Origin of the sequence: Chitinophaga costaii (assembly GCF_900094705.1) — a bacterium.
Taxonomy (GTDB): Bacteria; Bacteroidota; Bacteroidia; order Chitinophagales; family Chitinophagaceae; genus Chitinophaga; species Chitinophaga costaii.
The window spans coordinates 13,917-32,519 of the sequence record NZ_FMAR01000011.1 but is presented as its reverse complement, the minus strand read 5'-3'; the positions used below and the strand labels follow the sequence as shown (position 1 = coordinate 32,519).

Annotated in this window: 13 protein-coding genes and 1 pseudogene; 7 read left to right on the top strand and 7 right to left on the bottom strand. The window is 49.5% G+C overall.

Features of this window, described 5'->3' with window-relative positions:
* Positions 1-26: 26 nt before the first annotated feature.
* The 4 genes and pseudogenes from GA0116948_RS21305 (at position 27) to GA0116948_RS21490 (ending at position 981) form a co-directional block, all read left to right on the top strand.
* A complete protein-coding gene (locus GA0116948_RS21305; protein ID WP_165798485.1) occupies positions 27-200 on the top strand; it encodes a hypothetical protein in 174 nt (57 codons plus the stop codon).
* 152 nt (positions 201-352) lie between these two features.
* A pseudogene (locus tag GA0116948_RS21810) lies at positions 353-538 on the top strand (ATP-binding cassette domain-containing protein); the annotation flags it as partial.
* Between the two features lie 62 nt (positions 539-600).
* Positions 601-786, top strand: a complete 186-nt coding sequence (locus tag GA0116948_RS21610) for a P-loop NTPase family protein (RefSeq protein ID WP_240619214.1) — start codon at positions 601-603, stop codon at positions 784-786.
* Positions 787-804: 18 nt separating this feature from the next.
* On the top strand, positions 805-981 hold the full coding sequence (locus GA0116948_RS21490; protein ID WP_205686151.1) for a P-loop NTPase family protein: 177 nt from the start codon (positions 805-807) through the stop codon (positions 979-981).
* A 13-nt stretch (positions 982-994) separates the two neighbouring features.
* Here the strand turns inward: GA0116948_RS21490 and GA0116948_RS14770 are convergent, their stop codons facing one another.
* Positions 995-2,413: a S41 family peptidase gene (locus tag GA0116948_RS14770; RefSeq protein ID WP_211434879.1), complete on the bottom strand. Its 1,419-nt coding sequence runs from the start codon at positions 2,411-2,413 to the stop codon at positions 995-997.
* A gap of 89 nt (positions 2,414-2,502) precedes the next feature.
* Between GA0116948_RS14770 and GA0116948_RS14765 the strand changes: the two genes are divergently transcribed.
* The gene (locus GA0116948_RS14765; RefSeq protein ID WP_089713603.1) at positions 2,503-5,646 is read left to right on the top strand and encodes a sensor histidine kinase; all 3,144 of its coding nucleotides are present in this window, start codon (positions 2,503-2,505) and stop codon (positions 5,644-5,646) included.
* A 14-nt stretch (positions 5,647-5,660) separates the two neighbouring features.
* On the opposite strand, the gene GA0116948_RS14760 is transcribed toward GA0116948_RS14765, so the two are convergent.
* The 5 genes from GA0116948_RS14760 to GA0116948_RS14740 are packed head-to-tail and all read right to left on the bottom strand — an operon-like array spanning position 5,661 to position 11,513.
* Positions 5,661-7,064, bottom strand: a complete 1,404-nt coding sequence (locus tag GA0116948_RS14760; protein WP_089713602.1) for an MBL fold metallo-hydrolase RNA specificity domain-containing protein — start codon at positions 7,062-7,064, stop codon at positions 5,661-5,663.
* A 26-nt stretch (positions 7,065-7,090) separates the two neighbouring features.
* Positions 7,091-7,603 carry a DUF4442 domain-containing protein gene (locus tag GA0116948_RS14755; protein WP_108675050.1) on the bottom strand — a complete coding sequence of 171 codons (513 nt, stop codon included), beginning with the start codon at positions 7,601-7,603 and terminating at the stop codon, positions 7,091-7,093.
* 5 nt (positions 7,604-7,608) lie between these two features.
* Positions 7,609-8,109 (bottom strand): thioredoxin family protein, encoded by a 501-nt coding sequence (locus GA0116948_RS14750; protein ID WP_089713600.1) that lies wholly within the window; start codon positions 8,107-8,109, stop codon positions 7,609-7,611.
* A 23-nt stretch (positions 8,110-8,132) separates the two neighbouring features.
* Positions 8,133-10,208, bottom strand: a complete 2,076-nt coding sequence (gene ppk1, locus GA0116948_RS14745; RefSeq protein ID WP_089713598.1) for a polyphosphate kinase 1 — start codon at positions 10,206-10,208, stop codon at positions 8,133-8,135.
* Between the two features lie 39 nt (positions 10,209-10,247).
* Positions 10,248-11,513, bottom strand: coding sequence for a Pycsar system effector family protein (locus GA0116948_RS14740; protein WP_089713595.1), 1,266 nt, complete (start codon positions 11,511-11,513; stop codon positions 10,248-10,250).
* 74 nt (positions 11,514-11,587) lie between these two features.
* On the opposite strand from GA0116948_RS14740, the gene GA0116948_RS14735 reads away from it, so the two are divergent.
* Complete coding sequence (locus GA0116948_RS14735; RefSeq protein ID WP_089713594.1) at positions 11,588-12,454, top strand: SdiA-regulated domain-containing protein; 867 nt, start codon at positions 11,588-11,590, stop codon at positions 12,452-12,454.
* A 1-nt stretch (position 12,455) separates the two neighbouring features.
* On the top strand, positions 12,456-16,103 hold the full coding sequence (locus tag GA0116948_RS14730) for a metallophosphoesterase (protein ID WP_089713592.1): 3,648 nt from the start codon (positions 12,456-12,458) through the stop codon (positions 16,101-16,103).
* 163 nt (positions 16,104-16,266) lie between these two features.
* On the opposite strand, the gene GA0116948_RS14725 is transcribed toward GA0116948_RS14730, so the two are convergent.
* Positions 16,267-18,600: a hypothetical protein gene (locus GA0116948_RS14725; protein ID WP_123891816.1), complete on the bottom strand. Its 2,334-nt coding sequence runs from the start codon at positions 18,598-18,600 to the stop codon at positions 16,267-16,269.
* Positions 18,601-18,603 lie beyond the last annotated feature (3 nt).

Below are 18,603 nucleotides of genomic sequence, written 5' to 3'. Positions count from 1 at the left end.
AGGAGCTTTCCCATTTATTTTAGGGAATGCCCCTTTTTTTAGGTGAGCCTGTTTGCTGCTATAAAGCGAAAGACATACGTACTTATACGTTGCAGCATTTACGCACCCGTATTAGCTTGGTGTTGCAGCAATATGAATTATTTTCCGGCACCATCAAACAAAACCCTGCCTGGTGCAATGCGCAGTCTGCCGATGCGTAGATCATAGCAGCAGCCATAGATGTGCAGGCGTACGGCTTCACGATATCATTTCCCCGGTGTAAAAGGAAATGTATTATTGCACAACGTTACATTTAGCTTCCACAGCGGAAAGGTGATACTTAAAAACATTTCACTGGAAGCCAAGGCAAGCCATAAGTGCGCTGGTGGACGCTACGGGCGCGGTCAAATCTACGATTATGAATTTATTGCCCAGGTTTTACGACATACAATCGGGTAAGATCACCATAGATGGAACGGATATACGAAAAATAAAGAAAAATAGCTTGCGGCAATTGCTTGGAATGGTGCTACAGGATACCCACCTGTTTACGGCCAAGCGTCATGGACAATCCGTTATGGACGGCTGGCCGATACAGATGAAGCAGTTCTTCATGCGGCGGTGTTATCCGGCGCCGATTCATTTATTAAAGGGCTGCCCAACGTTTATCAGGCCGTGCTGGAAAAGGATGGGGGAAATCTTAGCCAGTGGCAGCGGCAACTACTTAACATAGCCCACGTTACAGTGGCCAAACCCTCCATCCTCATCCTGGACAAAGCCTCCAGTTCTATTGATACCGGCATATAGCAGATCATACAAAAGAGGATGGACTTGCTCATGCAGGGCCACACCAGTTTAATCATCGCCCATCGCCTATCCACCGTGCGGAACGCCGATGAGATCCTCATGTTAGAGAATGCTGAGATGGTGGAGCGGGCCAACCCTGCGGCCCTGCTGCTGCAAAAGGGCAAGTATTATGCATTATATATACAGCCAGTTTGATCAACGCGGTCTTTTATTTTGCTATGCCGCCCGAACGCAGGTAAGGTGAGGGTGAGGTGTAAATAGTTCCGGCCGTCATAATGGTTTTGCGGATCAGGCTTTCTATGTGACCGGCTGCATCTCGTTGTAGGTATATGCGACTGCAGGTGGGGCCACCGTATTCCTTGTTCATTTCCAGGATGGTGATCACGTCTGGTTTTACTTCGCGCAGGGCATAGTGTTGGGGCGCTTTACCGTTTTCGAAACGGTTCCATTGAAGGCCCTCTTTTACGGCGGTAATGGTTACTTCCCCTTTGTTGTAGGTACCCACCAGTGCCGCATATTTTTTCTTCAAAACATCGCCTTCCAAACTGGTACTGCTATCATCTTCCAGCCGCCATTGGGCGGCGGCTTGTCCTACGTGGTCGGTGGTGTCGGCCATGATGTCTTTTAAGATGAGGCGTTTTGCGGCATCCCAGGCTGCGGGGCCAGTGCTGGTTACGTCGGGTATTACGCCGGTGCCTTCCCATCCTACCGTGGAATTGGGTGCAGTAACCATTTTCACGGGCAAGAACACGATCAGGTTATTGCCCAGTGCATGAAAGCCACCGGCAATGCCTGCACCCGCTGTAGTATCGCCCACGATGGTGCCCCGGTGCAGTTGCTGGATAGCGTAGGCAAAACCTTCGGAAGCGGAGGCCGTGTTATGATCTACCAGCACATATAATTTGGCGTGGGGCATATGGTGGCCCGGCACGAAAGGATAGGTCCATTCCTGTATATCCTTGGAGCGGTCTTTGTAAAAGCCGTTCAGGTAAAACTGTTCATTGCCCGGCTCATAAAAATACGAAGCCAGGAAACGGCCCATTTGCCCGGAGCCGCCACCGTTATGACGCAGGTCTATGACGATATGCTGGCTGTAAGCCGCCATACCCATGGCCGATGCTGCCATTTCAAAAGCCTCCTGGCTGCTCTTAAACCCGCCGGGAATATTAATATAGGCTGTACTGGTGGCTGCATCCAGCTCCACGCGCTGATAGCCGTACCCGCCACGGCGGTCTGCTTCCAGTTCCGCATCGAAGTCGGCTGCGTTGCCGCGGTGGTGTTCGTGGGGTGCTACCAGGGCCTTATAACGGTCTGTATCGCGCCACACGTGCAGGTGTACGTCTTTGTGGGTAGCCTGCAGATCAGCGGTAAGCTTGTTGCCCAAGGCTGCTTCGCTGAGCTGGAAGTATTGGCCGGCGGCCTCGTTTTTGAGCAGGGCAGCCTTGTATTGGGCAGAAATTTCCGGGAACGGATATTGATCCGTTAATTGGTCAGTCAGTGCCTTCACGATCCGGGATGCATCGTCATTACTAACGGTTTGTGCCTGGGCGGCAGACATAGGCAACAGGAGGGCCATACAACTAAGATGGCGTATGTATTTGAACATACGGATAGCGGATAAATGCATGTGTGAAAGCTGGTTTTCTTGTTTCCGTTAAAGAGAATAAGCACAAGATATTAAAGACATTTTATAATTTGAGGATACTACATCCACTTATGCATTTGAGAAGCCTCCTTCATTATTTATTTCTTATTGGCTTACTGTATAGCGCTGGCGGCCTGCATGCCCAGCCGCCTACCTATGCTTTCCTGCACCTGAATATTCAGCAGGGACTGGCGGGTAATCATGTGTCCAGCATTTTGCAGGACAGCAAAGGATTCCTGTGGATAGCTAGCACCGCTTTACAACGGTTCGACGGCAATAATTTTAACACCATAGCTGAATTCGACCACCTGCCAGGCTCGGTGTTTTATGACGATATCTGCTTGATGGAAGACCACCATAACCGTATCTGGATAGGCACTCCTCAAAATATTCGCCGATATGATCCTGTAACGGGGCAGGTAAAAGTGGTACCCCTGCATTTTAATCCTACTAGCAGCCGAGAGTTGCAATGCGAGCAACTTCTCTGCGATAGCAAAGGTTTAATCTGGGCCACCAGCGAAGAAGGATTATTACGCTACAACGCCGCTAAAGACGTGATGGAGCCTGCGCCTATGATACCCGAAAGCGTGCGCCGACAGATGAATAGCGCGATGTTGGAAGATACGGCAGGCAACCTCTGGCTGAGCGGTTCGCATGGTATTTATGTGCTGGATCATGTACGCCACCAGCTATACAGCGCGCAGTATAATCCGGAACATTTACCGGTGCTGCACCTGAACAATAGTGTGCGCAAATTTTATATAGACCGCCACCAGCGGTTATGGATTGCATCCCGCAATAATATGGTGTATTGTTACGATCTGCATCGCAAACAATTAGACTCCGTGCTGCTCCATGCGCCGGAGATGAACGGGGGTAGAGGGGCCAACCTGCGCGCCTTTGATGTGATGGAGGACAATGCCGGCACGGTATGGCTGGCTACCCAGGCAGGTATGTTCGGCATACCGGCCCACACCCTGGAGGCCACCCTGCGGATAACTGGTAATAACGAATCTGAACAGGGGCTGTATTACGACAACGAGATCAATTGTTTTTTTAGCACCAGTGATGGGCAACGCTGGATAGGTACTGATCGTGGCATTAGCGTACTGGGCTTGCAAACGCCGGGGCTCCAGGCCTGGAGCGAGCGTACGGTATTTCCGCATACTACGTTGCGGTTACCACAAAGTGAGGTTACCGATATGCTGCAAACACCTACGGGTGATATATACCTGGCCTACTGGGGCCAGGGCGTACGACGCCTGGATGCGGGCATGAACCTCTTGCAGCAAATGGTGTATGGTTTGCACCCGGAAAAAGACTTACCCAATCATGCCAGCAAAGTCTGGAGCCTGGCGGCTTTCCAGGGAAAGGTGTTAATGGGGCAGGAGAATGGTGAGCTATCGGTATATAATCCACTCACCCATTCTTTTGATGCCCACTACCATCCCCGTGTATTTGACGACCAGGCGCTGCTAAACATATACCCTGAAAGCGATACCGCTGTGTGGATAGGCCTGTATAAAAAAGGCCTGGGCCTTTGGAATCCGCAACAGCAGCAGTTTTATAATTACCACCAGTTGAACGATCAGTTTAAAGGACCGCTATCGGTGCTGGACATTGTGCCGGAAGGCAGCCATTATTTGTGGCTGGCCACCAATGACGGAGGGCTGGTGCTGTGGGACAAGGCAAGGGCAGGCAGGGTACGCAGTGTGTTATTTAAAGGGGCGGATAGTAATGTGGTCAATAACGTATTATGCCTGTACCGTACCAGCGATTCCTCGCTACTGGCCGGCACAGACCATGGTCTGTTTATGTACAATACCCGCCGCGATGTATGGCAGCAGGTAAAAACAGGCGGTCATGTTTTTGAGGAATGGGTGCTGCATATGCAGCGCCATGGTAACGGGGTATGGCTTACGACGCCTTATGGTTTTTATACCTATCGCTGGGCAGAGAACCAATTAGAAATGTATCAGCAGAATGATGACATCATCGACAATAACCGTCGTACCCGTCGCCGCATTTTGCCTTTGCAGGATGGGCATTTGCTGGTGGGTGCCTCCAATTTCGTGGTAAGCCTGCTGCCGGCCATGCTGCAACCGGCGCCACCGCCGCCAGATGTTACCATCACCGGTTTGCGGGCGTTGGATAGTACTATTCTTTTTGAGGCAGATTTACTGGAAGATAAGCCGGTACCGCTCACGGCCCGGCAAAATTCCATTAACATTAGTTTCCGCAGTATTCACTATAACCGTGCGCGGCTACGCTATGCCTATAAGCTGGAAGGGCTGGATGAAAACTGGTCGGAAAATAACCAGGTTCCCACCGCGCGTTATACCAACCTTTCACCAGGTATGTACACGTTCAAAGTGAAGGCGTCTAATACCGCGGGCACTTATTCGGATCACGTTACAATGCTGAAAATTTATATCCACCCCGCCTTTTGGCAAACGTGGTGGTTCAGGGCGCTGTGCGGAATGGCGGTAGTGGGAGTTATATTTTCGTTTATGCGTTACCGTATTCACCGTGTACAAAAGCAGGCCAAACGTAGAGCCGAGTTCCAGCAGCAGATATCCCAATCAGAAATGAAGGCGCTGCGTGCGCAGATGAACCCGCATTTTATTTTCAATGCGCTGAACTCTATCCAGCTTTTCATGATGAAAAACCAGATGGAGCAGGCGCTGGCATACCTGGGACGTTTTGCGCGGCTTATCCGTGATGTGTTAGATCATTCGCAGCTTAATACCTTGCCGCTCTCCAAAGAATTGAAGATGTTGGAAAATTATATGGAACTGGAAAAACTGCGCTTTGCCGACCAATTCCAGTACAGTATTTCCATCTCACCAGCACTGGATCCGGATTTTATAGAAATTCCTTCTATGATCTTGCAACCTTTTGTGGAAAATGCTATTTGGCATGGCCTGCTGCATAAAAAAGAGATGGGCATATTGCGTATCAACTTCGAGAAAAAAGACAAGCACCTGTTGTGTATTATCCAAGACAATGGCATAGGCCGGGAGCGCTCTGCCGCCATTAAACAACAGGGCGGAGAAACACACCACTCCCGGGGGCTGCAAATAACCCGCGACCGGCTTTCCTTGTACAACAGCCGTTTTAATGTAGAGGCCTCATTCGAAATCCTTGACCTGAAAAGCCCAACGGGCGATAATTTGGGTACGCAGGTAAATATTTGGATACCTATGGAGGAATAAAACTACCGTCTTTTTTACCCCAAGTCTACCTCCGTGTGTTGCGCGGGAATCTGGATGTCTTTGAAGCCTTTTTTAAGTAACCATTCGCGGAAGATTTGTTGCACTTCATATTCTCCATGCACCAGAAAAAGCTTTTGTACTTTATCGGGGACCTGGCCGGCCAGCCAATGGCCCAGGTCCTGGTAATCGCCATGGGCGCTCATGGAGCGGATGGAGCCTATGCGGGCATTTACATCGTAGCGGGTGCCGTATATGTGTACTTGTTTAGCACCGCGCATCAGGCGTCCGCCCAGGGAGTCCGGCTCGCAGTAGCCTACCAGCAGGATCATGTTTTGTGGGTTCAGGATGTTGTTGGCAATATGATGTTTAACACGGCCTGCTTCCGCCATCCCGCTGGCGGAGATGATAACACAGGGTGCTGTGCGGAAATTCAGTTGCTTGGAGGCTTCCACGGTGCGGATGTAATGCAGGCCGGGGAAGTCAAATGGATTTGTATCTGTGCGCAGTACCTGCTGTAAGGTGTCATTAAAACATTCCGGATGGCGGATCACCACTTCCGTAGTTTCCAGCGATAGGGGGCTGTCTACAAAGATGTCTACTGCCGGCAGTTTACCAGCCAGTTGGGCCGTGTTCAAGACGTATAGAAGTTCCTGAGTGCGGCCTACACTAAAGGCAGGGATAATGAGTTTGCCTTTATTCGATATGCAGGTTTCGTGGATGTAGCGCAGCAACGCTTCATCAGAAGGTTTGGCGGCTTCGTGCAGGGTGCTGCCATAGGTAGATTCCATCACGATAAAATCTGCCTGTGGAAAGGTTTCCGGAGATTTGAGGATCAGGTCTCCATAACGGCCTACATCGCCACTAAAAGTAAGCTGGCGGGTAACTCCTTTTTCAGTGATGCGGATATGTACACAGGCGCTGCCGATAATATGACCTGCGTCGGTGTATAAAACTTCCACATCGGGGTCTATGCGGGTCCAGGTGTTGTAGTCTACGGGTTGCAACTGTTTAAGAACATGCAGGGCATCGTCTACCGTGTACAAAGGTTCCAGTGGTGGAAGGTTTTGCTGGTGGCGCTTTTTGTTCTCGTACTTAATATCGTCGTTTTGTATTTCGGCGGAGTCCTGGAGCAATACCTCCGTGAGATCGCGGGTGGCGGCGGTGCAGTAGATGGGGCCCTGGTAGCCAAGTTTAGACAGGCGGGGAATAAGTCCGGTATGATCAATGTGGGCGTGCGAAAGCAACATGTATGTAATGCCGCCAGGATCAAATCCCAGTGTTTCATTCAGCCGGTCGGTGTCGGTGCCCATGCCCTGGAACAAGCCACAGTCCAGTAATATTTTTTTGCCGTTGTCCAACGTAATAATATGTTTGGACCCGGTAACAGTGCGCGCGGCGCCATGAAATGCGATTTTCATAAAGTGCGATTGTAAAAAAAGTGGAGTTATGGAGCAGCCGCCTTAAACGACCAGGTGATGATAAAACTTGCAATGGGCGTACCATTGTCGCTGTGCCCTTCGGCCTGGGTAACCAGGGTTACCGGCTGGCCGGTGGAGATGGTTTGCGCAATGGCATCGGCTATACGCTGTCCGTCGGCACAATGAAAAGTGGTTCTGGACACGGCCTTTTTGTGAAAGGTGGCCGCTACATGCACCACCAGCATAGATACGCGGCGGGGGGCTGCCTGCACATACAGCATGGCCAGCAGGCCGTTACTTAGCTCCCCGGCCATGGCCAGGCAGGCAAAGTAAGTAGAGCGGAAAGGGTTTTGAGACAGCCAGCGAAAGGGTACGCTGGTGGTACATTCCTCCGTACTGAGTGCCTGCACGCGCACACCCGCCAGCCAGGCTGCCGGCAATTTCGCCGCAAAGTAAAAGAACGCCTTGAAAGGGCTGCGTACAAAACGCAGAAAGGCCTCAATTTTAGTTTGATGGAATATGCCGGAAGAAGAGGACATTGCGTTTATTCGTTCACGTAATTCTTAGGGTTTAGCGCTGCGGGCGACCATTGCTTCAACATTTCTAACACCTTCTTGGAGCTGTAGCCATCTGCTTCTTCCAGCAAGCCTGTATTCTGGGTGTGCAGGCGGTTGCCTTTGGCATCCAGCACCAGCAACACCGGGAAGCCAAACCGCTGCGGGTAGCCAAACTGCGCTAGCAAAGGCAGGTTTTTTTGCTCTTTGCTGTAGTTCAGGTGATACACGATATAGTTAGCATTTACGGTGCGGCTCAGGGTGGTATCTTCGGTGGTGAGCTTGTAAAAGCGTTTGCACCAGATACACCAGTTGCCACCTACTTGCACCAGCACATTTTTATGGGCGGCGCTGGCTTCGGCATATACTTTTTTAAGGTCTTCGGCTGCATTGGCAGTTGGGTCGTAAATATGATCATAAGCGTTAGACTGCGCTTGGGCAGTGGCCAGGCTACATAGCAGGGCGGTGCAAAGAAGGAGGAACGGTTTCATATCACTAAGTTAATAAATCAGGATCACAGTGAAAGGCCTTCCGTATAAGCGTAAATGGCCGTTTGTGCGTTAACAGCAGGTTGGCCGGGCAGCGGTAGGATGGGTAGGTTGTGCAATTGAGCATCCAGGCGCACGGCATTGGTGTTATCTGCCACTTGCAATGCCAGTATATCGATCAGCTGTTTTTTAAACGCCAGGCTAAACACCGGGAAACACACTTCTATGCGGCGGTGGAGGTTGCGCACCATCCAGTCTGCTGAACCAAGGAAAACATCTTCCTGCCCATTGTTATGGAAAACAAATACCCTGGCGTGTTCCAGGTAGCGATCTACCAGGCGGCGCACGCGAATGTTGGCACTGCAGGGCTGGTCGGGTACCAGGCAGCAAATGCTGCGTACCAGAAGGTCTACCTGCACACCGGCCTCGCTGGCCTCGTACAGTTTATAGATCATGGCCTTTTCCTGGAGGTTATTCACCTTCACCGTTATGTGAGCGGGCCGGCCGGCTTTAGCATGGGCTATTTCACGGTCTATCAGCGCGGTGAAGCGGTGGGTTAAATTAAACCGGGCCACCAGCAGGTATTTAAAATCGAGGAATTTGTATTCGGCGGGCTGCTTGCGGCTTTGCAGGTAAATAAAAAGCAGTTCCATTTCCTGGGTCATGCCGTTGTGGGCGGTGAGCAGGATATGATCGGCGTAAAAGCGGGCGGTAGTTTCATTCAAATTGCCTGTGGAAAGCAGGCCGATATAGTCTGTTTTCCAGCCACGGCGGCGTTTTACCAGGCCTACCTTGGCATGTACCTTCATGCCGGGTATGCTGTATACCAGCTTCACCCCAGCGGCTTTGAGCTGCTTGGCCCAGTTTATATTATTCGTCTCGTCGAAGCGGGCTTTCAGCTCCACAAAGGCCACCACCTGTTTGCCATTGCGCGCAGCGCTGATGAGGGCATTGGCGATCTGCGAGGCTGCGGCAATGCGGTAAAAGGTTACATAAATTTCTTCCACGTCAGGGTCTACAGCGGCTTCGTTGAAAAAGCGCAGGATATAATCGTATTGCTGATAAGGGGTATGCAAGAGGATGTCGCGTTGCAATATGCTGTCCAGGATATGTTCCTCCTGATCCAATCGGGGCACCCGTACCGGCGGCAGCTTATTATAAAAGAAGGAGGGTTTTTTCACCGGGGTGGGCAGGTCTGCCAGGTCTTTTAGGTTGTGATAACGCCCGCCAGGCATCATTTCCTCCTCCTGTAGCGCAAAGAAAACGGCCAGCATTTCCTTTAAGTACAAAGGCATAGCAGCATCGTACAAAAAACGGGTGGGTACACCGAGGGCGCGTTTCTTTACTCCGCTTTCTATTTGTTCCAGAATATCGCCTTTCAATTCGTCAAGATCAATTTCTGCATCGCGGGTAATCTTAATGCTATAGCAGCCGGTAATACGGTATTGAGGGAAAAGGTAAGACATATGCTGCCGGATAACATCGTCCAGCAGCACAATATGGTGCATGTTTCCGGTGTTGGGTAATTCCAGGAAGCGGGGCAGCACTGCGGGGATGTTTACAATCGCAAACTCTTCTTCCTCACCGCTGGCCAGCGCCACGGCCAGGTAGAGGGCATTGTTTTCCAGGAATACCTGCCTGGCGGCCTTGCCCTGCAACCATACCGGCTGCAAATACGACAGCACGCGGGTGCGGAAATAGTTGCGGATAAATTCTAGATGCACGGGCAATAGCTCCTCTTTGTAGTACACGTGTACCCCTTCCTTATTCAAAGCCGGCAACAGTTGGGTAGTGAGGATGTGGCCATAGGCCTCCTGCTGTACGCTCACCTGCTGTAAAATATCATCCAGCGTACCGGGCGTAAGCGTTTCATCGATCACGGGGGCTGTGTGCAGTACCTTGTTCACCGCCATGAGCGCGGGAATGCGTACCCGGAAAAACTCATCGAGGTTGGAAGAATAGATAGACAGGAAACGAATGCGCTCGTACAATGGCACGCGGGGATCTGCTGCCAGGTTCAGTATGCGTTCGTTAAAAGTTAACCAACTACCATCGCGGCTAAAAAGCGGGTAAGGTGCTGGTGTAACAGGTAATGCGTCCATTGCTGTAAGATCGTTGATAAGCGCGGTGAGCAGTGATGGCTATTGTCTTACGGGAAAGAAGATGGCGGCCACAATAAAAGCCAGTACCGAGAGGATGAGGCCAAACATAAATACGTTATATGCATTATGCAACAGGCGGTATTTTTTACCCAGCACTACGCCCAGGTAATAAATATCCTTGATCATGCTGCCATACAAATATTCGCTGTTATTCATCATCTGTGTCATGCCCCACTGGTAGTCTTCCAGGGGCATTTTATGGAAATTGCCGAAGAAAAGCAGGTTGGTGCGCTGGTTTTCAATATCGTCTTTACTGAAAGTGCCCGAGTTTACATTAGGGCGGGTGGCCAGTACGGAAAATACGATGGTCGTAACGCTGGTGGCCAGGAAAATAAGGCCAGGTATCACCAGGTTCGGATAGTCGTCCAGCTTGCGGAACAATACGCTGAGCAGTATAGAAATGATGATAGAATTTACCGAGATCATGATATGCGCCTTACTGTCGGCCATGGAGCTGAGGCGGATATGATTGGTGCTGGTGGTGCGAAACATGGTTTCCACGCCCCGGTCGGGTTTGGCGGCCTTCTCTTTTTGCTTGCCTGCAGTTGCTTCTTTTTTATCTTTTTTCCCCTCTTTGGCCTTACCGGCCTTACCAGCTGTCACTTCCTCCAAAGTTACGGGCTGTTCTTTTTCGTGTTTGGCCAGTTTGTTCGCCAGCTTATCCCTGAGTTTTTGCAAGTTTTCCTCTTTGGCAGGACGCAGCAGGGCGTTGGCATATGCCGTATGATAAGTGTGTGATTCGAGGAAAGCGATAGAACCTGCTGTCCATTCTTCTCCAGAGATATCCTTGTTAAATACCAGGGCTATTTCGTGGCGGAGCAATTTATTTCGGTCTTTAAAATCCTTACTGCCCAGGTGCGCCAGGTCTGCATCACAAACAATTTGTTCCAGCAGGGTAGTAGGATTTTGTGGAATTTGCGTAGCCTGTATGCAACCAGCTACCTGTTGTTGAATGTGCTCTGGCAACTCATTTTTTGCCAGGAAAGTACGGGCAATATCCGCGCTGCGGTTCTCATGGCCCTTGCCTTCCCCATACAGATACCCAATATCATGAAACCATGCAGCCACCATTACAATCATCATCTCTTCATCAGACAGATGGTAGTGTGCAGCCAATTGTGCAGCCATCTTCACCACTTGCTGGGTGTGCATAAGGTTATGGTACACCAACGTAGGATGCGGATGCTCCGTATACTCCCTGGTAACATACTGCTTAGCCGCGCTGATGATGATTTCTGCTTCCATATGAATGAATTAGACAATACTGATGCTAGCAATTTACGGCAATTTTAATATAAATTTACTGGATAAAACCGTTTATGCGTTACCTCCTGACTGTAGTCCTCTCACTGTTGTTACTGAGTAGTTGTCATAATAATGGGGAAGAGGAGCAAAATACGGATCCTTCGCCTGCCACTTACGATCTTGCACATCCGCAACGCTTCCGGGTGCGGGAATCCATGCAGGAAATATCTGGCCTCGTTTTCTATCAAGATGAACAACACTTTATCGGGGAGAACGATGAAGAGGGCCGGCTTTATATGATGGACATCCGTGCAGATAAGCGCTATCAGCATTGGAAGTTTGCGAAAAGCGGCGATTATGAAGATGTGTTGTTCACGGGTAAAGACTGGGTGGTGCTCAAAAGCGACGGCAGCCTGTATGTAGTAAAAGATATGTTTACCGACAGTACCAGCTCCATGGCCTACGAATTTCCGGCAGAACAGGCCGGCCAGCATGAGTTTGAAGCGGCTTATTATGATCCCCGCACCAATCATATTGTGGTATTGTGCAAAAACTGTATAGAGGATAAACACCTGCAGCGCTCATCGGCCTACCAGTTTGATATGGCTACCTTACAGTACGACAAAAAACCCGTATATAGCTTAGACGGCAAAGCGGTGCAGGATAAAGTGAAGGAAGACATCAAACGCATCCGGCCCTCCGCAGCAGCCATTCATCCCATTGAAAAACGACTGTATATCCTGGCATCCGTAAACCACCTGCTGATCATAGCCAGCCTGGATGGTAAAATAGAGGAAGTGTACCCCCTGCGGCATACCATTTACAACCAGCCAGAGGGACTAGCCTTTGCACCAAATGGCGACATGTATATATCCAACGAGAGCGGACAGCAGAGCAGTGCCAATATTATGAAATTAGTCTACAAGCCAATAAAGAAATAACATGGGAGGATTTAAGTTCGCGATGTGTGTATGGGGCATGGTGGCCGGTATGTGCATCGCCAGGGCGCAGGCGCCGGGCGATAGTGTGCAGCAACGCATCATCCTCATTGGCGACGCCGGTGAGCTAAAAAATGGGCATCATCCCGTGATAGACGCCTTGAAAGGAATGGTGGATTTTAGTAATCCCCACAATACGGTGGTGTACCTCGGCGATAATGTATACCCCCTTGGCCTGCCGGACGAGTCGTCGCCCAATTTTCCCAGCGCCCGCGCCATCCTCGATTACCAGGTAAGCCTGGTGAAAGGCACCCAATCACAGGCCATTTTTATACCGGGCAACCACGACTGGAAACGGTCTAAACCCGATGGCTGGAATACCATTAAAAACCAACAGCGATATATCGATTCGCTAGGCCTGGCCAACGTGTCGTTCTATCCCAAGGATGGCTGCCCCGGTCCTGTACCCATACCTATTGGAAAAGATATTTTGCTGCTGCTTTTCGATAGCGAGTGGTGGCTGTTTCCCTACGATAAGCCAAACGAAACATCTGATTGCGACTGCAAGAGCAAAAATGAAGTATTGGCCGCGGTGGCAGACATTGCCAAACGTAATCCCAGCAAGATCATCATCTTTGCCGCTCACCACCCCTTTCGCAGTTATGGCCCGCATGGCGGCAATTATACTTTTAAACAACACCTCTTTCCGCTTACAGACCTGAAGCCTGGGTTGTACATTCCGCTGCCTATTATTGGCTCTATTTACCCACTGGCACGCGGCGTATTTGGTACGCTGGAAGATTTGCCCAATCCTAACTACCAGGCAATGGTACAGGGAATTGAAAGGGTACTCAGCGATCACGGGCCAGTAATCTTTGTTTCCGGACATGATCACACCCTGCAATATATCGAAGACAAAAAAAACTATTACATCGTAAGTGGCGCGGGTGCAAAGGAAAACCGGGTGCGCAAAGGCCCCGGTAGTTTGTTTGCCAGCAATGAAAATGGTTTCGCCATGCTGGAATATATGAAAGATAGTACCATGCGGGTACGCTACTTTGCGGTTGAGAATATGCAGACACCAGTTTTTGCAAAGGATCTTTTTAAATACAACGGGCAGGGAGGCAGGGAGGCATTGCCCACGCCAGTGCCAGTAACAAAGCCTTTTTTTACAATGCCTATTGATGTGCAGTATAATAAAGTGAGCAAGGCACATCGATTCTGGTTTGGCGAAAACTACCGTACCACCTGGGCCGCCCCGGTAAATTTTCCGGTGGCCCACCTGCAGGACCTGGGCCTAAGCCCCCTGAAACGCGGTGGCGGTATGCAAACCTATTCCCTGCGCCTGGAAGATAAAAAGGGCGATGAATGGGTGCTTCGCTCGCTGAAAAAATACCCCGCAACGGCCATCCCGCCAGCATTGCGGGAAACCTTTGCCAAAGACATCGTGCAGGATAACATGTCTAGCGCCATGCCCTACGCGCCGGTAGTGATAGCCCGCATGGCGGAAGCCGCCGGCGTGCCCCATGCCAACCCCCGCTTCGTATACTTGCCAGACGATACCGCCCTGGGCGTATACCGGGAAATGGCCAACGATGTATACCTCCTGGAAGAAAGAGAACCGATAAAAGCTGGCAAAACCATTAATACCGGCGACATGCTCAATAAAATTTATAAGGACAATGACGACCAGGTGAACCAAAAAGCGCTGTTGAAAGTGAGAGTCTTGGATATGTATATCGCCGATTGGGATCGCCACGACGACCAATGGCGCTGGTATTCCAAGAAAAAAGACGATGGCCGCAAAGAGTGGTACCCCATTCCACGCGACCGCGATCAGGCTTTTTATGTGAATGAAGGGCTGATACCGCGTTTAGTAGCCAGGCCTTATTTAATGCCCCGCATACAGGGCTTCCGTACTTACTTCCCTAATATCAAAGGATTTAATACCAGCGAAGCGCACATAGATCGCGCCCAACTAAATGAGCTGGATGAAAAAGACTGGAAAAAAGCCACCAACACTTTTGTTGCTGCGATGACTGATAGTGTATTGCACTACGCCATATCCGCTATGCCCGACACTATTCAGCAGTTAGAAGGCCAGCATATCTACGATAAACTGGTTTCCCGCAGGAGCAAGCTGGAAGCGGCTACGGATAAATATTACCGTTTTATCTCCAAAGGTGTGGACGTGATCGGCTCCCAGAAAAAAGAACTGTTCCTGGTAAAACGTTTGCCCGAGGGTAAACTGTCGGTAAACGCTTTTAAGATCAGCAAGAACGATGAAGTACAGCAAAACCTGTACTCCCGCGTATTTGATCCGGCCATCACCAAAGAAGTACGCCTGTATGGACTGGGAGGCGAAGACCGTTTTGTGCTGAGCGGTGATGATAAAACGCCCATCCGTATCCGCATTATTGGCGGTAAGGATAAAGACACTTATATCGATAGCGCTCTTCAACGTACCGGTAAAAAAGTATTGATCTATGACCTGGCCCAGCGCAACGATAGCTTCGATATTCATCACAGCGAAAGGAAGAAACTAAGCAACCGCCCTGAAGTGATCCGTTACGACCGCCTGGCGTTTAAGTACAACAGGGCCATGCCTATGCTGGCCGCAGGCTATAATTATGATGATGGTGTTTCGCTGGGACTAGGGTATCAGTTTGTTACGCAGGGCTTCCGTAAAAGCCCCTTCGCTACCAAACAAACCGTTACGGCCACCCACTCCTTGGCTACCCGTGCCTGGAATTTCCATTATAACGGTGTTTTTACCGACGTGATAGGCCGCACCGACCTGGAAATAGATGGCCGCGCTAAGGCACCGAATAACGTGCAAAACTTCTTCGGATACGGCAATGAAACAGTGTTCGATAAATCCGATGGGCGCAAGATCTATTACTACCGAAGCCGCTACAGCTTCTATTCACTGAACACCCTGCTACGCAATGACCTGAGCCCCCATATACATTTGGGATATGGACCGCTGTTAGAGCATTATGAGTTTGATAAAGATGATAACAACAATCGCTTCATTACCGACTTTGCACAGAATGGACTGGATTCTGGCCGAGTGTATAAAAGCAAAAATTATGTAGGATTGGCCGGTCATTTCCAAATAGATACCCGCGACAAAGAAATACTTCCCACCAAAGGGGTTAACTGGGTTACTACGCTGCAGGGCCGTCATGGCTGGAATGCATCTACCCTGAACACTGCCGTACTTCGTTCCGATATCACCTTTTATGCCAGCACCCGTGTGCCGGGCCGCCTTACCTTCGTGACCCGCTTTGGCGGCGGGGTTTTGTGGGGCGATTACGAATATTTCCAGGCCCTCACCCTGAGTGGCAATAATAATATGCGCGGTTACCGCAACGATCGTTTTGCAGGTCGCGCCCTGGCGTATAATAATTCAGAGTTTCGTCTGAAACTCTTCGACTTCCGCAATTATATTCTCCCCGGTTCCGTAGGGCTTATCGGCTTTAACGACGTGGGGCGCGTGTGGGTAAAAGACCAAGTGTCGCACGTATGGCACGATGGCTACGGTGGTGGTATTTATTTCGCACCTATAGATATGTTCGTTCTCACTGCCAGCCTGGCTCATTCTTACGATGGCAATATGCTGTATGCTTCTTTTGGATTTAAATTTTAGACAGGAATATGCAATAGGAATTTAATGGCAATACATAGCTGCATATAAAAGTAAAGCCCAGACCATCGTCCGGGCTTTACTTTTATAGTTGCAAGCTGCAATAGTATGTGTATATTTTATTTATTCGCTGCAATTATATTTGACGGGTTGTACAACTGAACGATTATTTATACTCCATGTTAATGCTTACGCGCATGGCTTTTAGTCCACTGATACCTTGCAGTTCTTCCAGTTCCAGCATTTCTATTTCGGGCAGCAGTATGTTTTTGTTCTGGAGGAAGTGAATGTATTTGCGGTATTCTTCCGCTTCACGGGCATAATTAAACACCAGTGCTATTTTGCCAGGCTGGGTAAGACGTTCGCCGGTATCGCGCACGTGTACCTTATCAATCCGTTTCTTAATGATTTCGTAACGGATGTTATAAGCACCTTCCACATCAAAGCGGCGTTCGTCCAGGCGAAAACTAATGTCTATCGGGTTGCTGTGAATAAGAATAAGCTGCGTAGTTTGTAGCGGCACTTCCAATTCATGCATGAGCTGATGGGTAAGGCGGGCAATGCCAGCCATAGAGGTCAGTTGCCAAAGCTGTAGGTTGCGCAGGTACAGCAGGTCGAACTTCTTATTTTGCGCAATGGACTGGCCAATGTAAATATTATACTCCACACCATCTGTGCGGTATTTTTCAAAATAGCAGGGGAAAGAATTTTGGATAGCATCCCTTTCCTTTTCCAGCATTTCATTGATCTCAGTATTAATCCTGGCCAGGCTTTCTTCATAGCGGCGACGATGGTGAAACACGTGGCCCTCGGTTTTATTCACCGTATCAAAATAATTGGCCAGCATGGGTTGCAGCGATGGATAGCTATCGTAGAGGTGACGGAAAGTAGGCGCAATTTCGTAATCCAGGAATTCATTTACCTGGGATTCTTCTTCGGCAATAAGACTTTGGCTGATGTTGTTCATCAGGGTATTATTCTTAAACGCCAGCTCTTCCAGTAGGGGGAGATCCAATTCTTTTTCCATGCGTTCCAGGCACTGCTGAATGAGTTGCAATTGCTCGCGCAGATCTTCCTGGAGGGCCATGCTGCGCTCTACGGTAGAATTGCGTACATCTATAGCACCATACAGCGGGTAAACTTCGCGGAAGGTGATATTCTCAATGTCCTTTTTCCCCTTTTCAGGATTGTGCAGGTACTGCCAGGCAGCATCCACAAACTTCCATTCTACGGAGGGCTGTAGGGCGGTGAACTGCTGTTTGATCACATTGTTGATCTTGGCTGTTTGTATATCTACACTTTTGCGCAGCATCAGGGTCACCAAGGGCAGCAGGTATTCTATCTTGGCTACTTTTTGAAAAGGCAATCCATTCACCTCGGGGGAGGCAATTTCTACCATACCAAGTAACTCATTCTCATATTCAATACCCAGTAGCACAAAACTTTTCACGCCTTTGTGCGGCAGGAACTTCAAGAAAGGATAGAGGGTAAGGCTCACATCGTCCAGTGAATTAATGACCAGTGGGTCCTTGTTATTCTCCAGGAATTTTACCAGTTGTTGGTAAAGTTGTTGTTGCTGTTTTTCATTGCCCTGCATACCCAGGATTACGCTGGAGGAAGCAAATTTGCTTTCCAGCACATATTTATTCTTCACCTTCAGGAAGGGCATAACATGCACGGCGATGTCTTTGTTTTCCAGCATGGCCTGCAACCCTTCATTCAGGTGCTGGTATGACTTTGCCTCGTTTTCATCCCTGACTTTCAGTACCAGGTTTTTGATGTGGTTCATCATCTCGTCGCGCGTCACATCCTGCACTGTCCAGATTACAAAACCTTCCAGCGAAAACAAGCTCAGGGGCAGCAGCGCTGCCATGTCATCGATGGAGCTATGGTTGCACGCCATATCCTCATCTAGCTGTGGCAATTCACCTTTCACTTTAATATCCATGAAGCGGGCGTCCAGTTGCAGTTTAAAGTAACGGCGAAGCCCAGTCTCATGCGAGATCACATTATGGATGATAGAATTATCGTAATTAATCTCATAGCCATAAAAACGTTGCAATATTTGCTTGTACAGCCAGCCCCGGCGGTCCTTGTTGATCTTGTCCATAGACAAGCCATTCGGCACTACAGCTAAGCCATCCTTGCCCGTTTCGGTAAAGAGATGTTTAAACAGGGTAGAATAATAAAAAATGGAAAAACGGTATGGCACACCAATGCCGTAAACATCCTTATCGGAGTCTGTCATGATAGGGAATACTGCGGCGGTTACAATGTCGAGGTATTCTTTATACCGGTCCAGGTCTTCCATTTCCAGGGGTAGGAGTACTTCCGGATTACTTTCAAAACGCTCAATCATTTTTTGATAAAACCGGGCCCTGGCGTCGTTATCGTTTTGTGCTTTTTCTTTGAGAAAACGCACAAATGGGGCAAATGAAATGCGTGTATCTATTTGCGCTTCTTCTTTAAATAATCCCGGTCTCATTTTTAATACTTCCATACA

Coding starts and splice junctions, on each gene's coding strand:
- GA0116948_RS21305 (WP_165798485.1), top strand. CDS start 27: ATGCCCCTTTTTTTAGGTGAGCCTGTTTGCTGCTATAAAGCGAAAGAC.
- GA0116948_RS21490 (WP_205686151.1), top strand. CDS start 805: ATGGACTTGCTCATGCAGGGCCACACCAGTTTAATCATCGCCCATCGC.
- GA0116948_RS14770 (WP_211434879.1), bottom strand. CDS start 2,413: ATGCATTTATCCGCTATCCGTATGTTCAAATACATACGCCATCTTAGT.
- GA0116948_RS14765 (WP_089713603.1), top strand. CDS start 2,503: ATGCATTTGAGAAGCCTCCTTCATTATTTATTTCTTATTGGCTTACTG.
- GA0116948_RS14760 (WP_089713602.1), bottom strand. CDS start 7,064: ATGAAAATCGCATTTCATGGCGCCGCGCGCACTGTTACCGGGTCCAAA.
- GA0116948_RS14755 (WP_108675050.1), bottom strand. CDS start 7,603: ATGTCCTCTTCTTCCGGCATATTCCATCAAACTAAAATTGAGGCCTTT.
- GA0116948_RS14750 (WP_089713600.1), bottom strand. CDS start 8,109: ATGAAACCGTTCCTCCTTCTTTGCACCGCCCTGCTATGTAGCCTGGCC.
- ppk1 (WP_089713598.1), bottom strand. CDS start 10,208: ATGGACGCATTACCTGTTACACCAGCACCTTACCCGCTTTTTAGCCGC.
- GA0116948_RS14740 (WP_089713595.1), bottom strand. CDS start 11,513: ATGGAAGCAGAAATCATCATCAGCGCGGCTAAGCAGTATGTTACCAGG.
- GA0116948_RS14735 (WP_089713594.1), top strand. CDS start 11,588: ATGCGTTACCTCCTGACTGTAGTCCTCTCACTGTTGTTACTGAGTAGT.
- GA0116948_RS14730 (WP_089713592.1), top strand. CDS start 12,456: ATGGGAGGATTTAAGTTCGCGATGTGTGTATGGGGCATGGTGGCCGGT.
- GA0116948_RS14725 (WP_123891816.1), bottom strand. CDS start 18,600: ATGGAAGTATTAAAAATGAGACCGGGATTATTTAAAGAAGAAGCGCAA.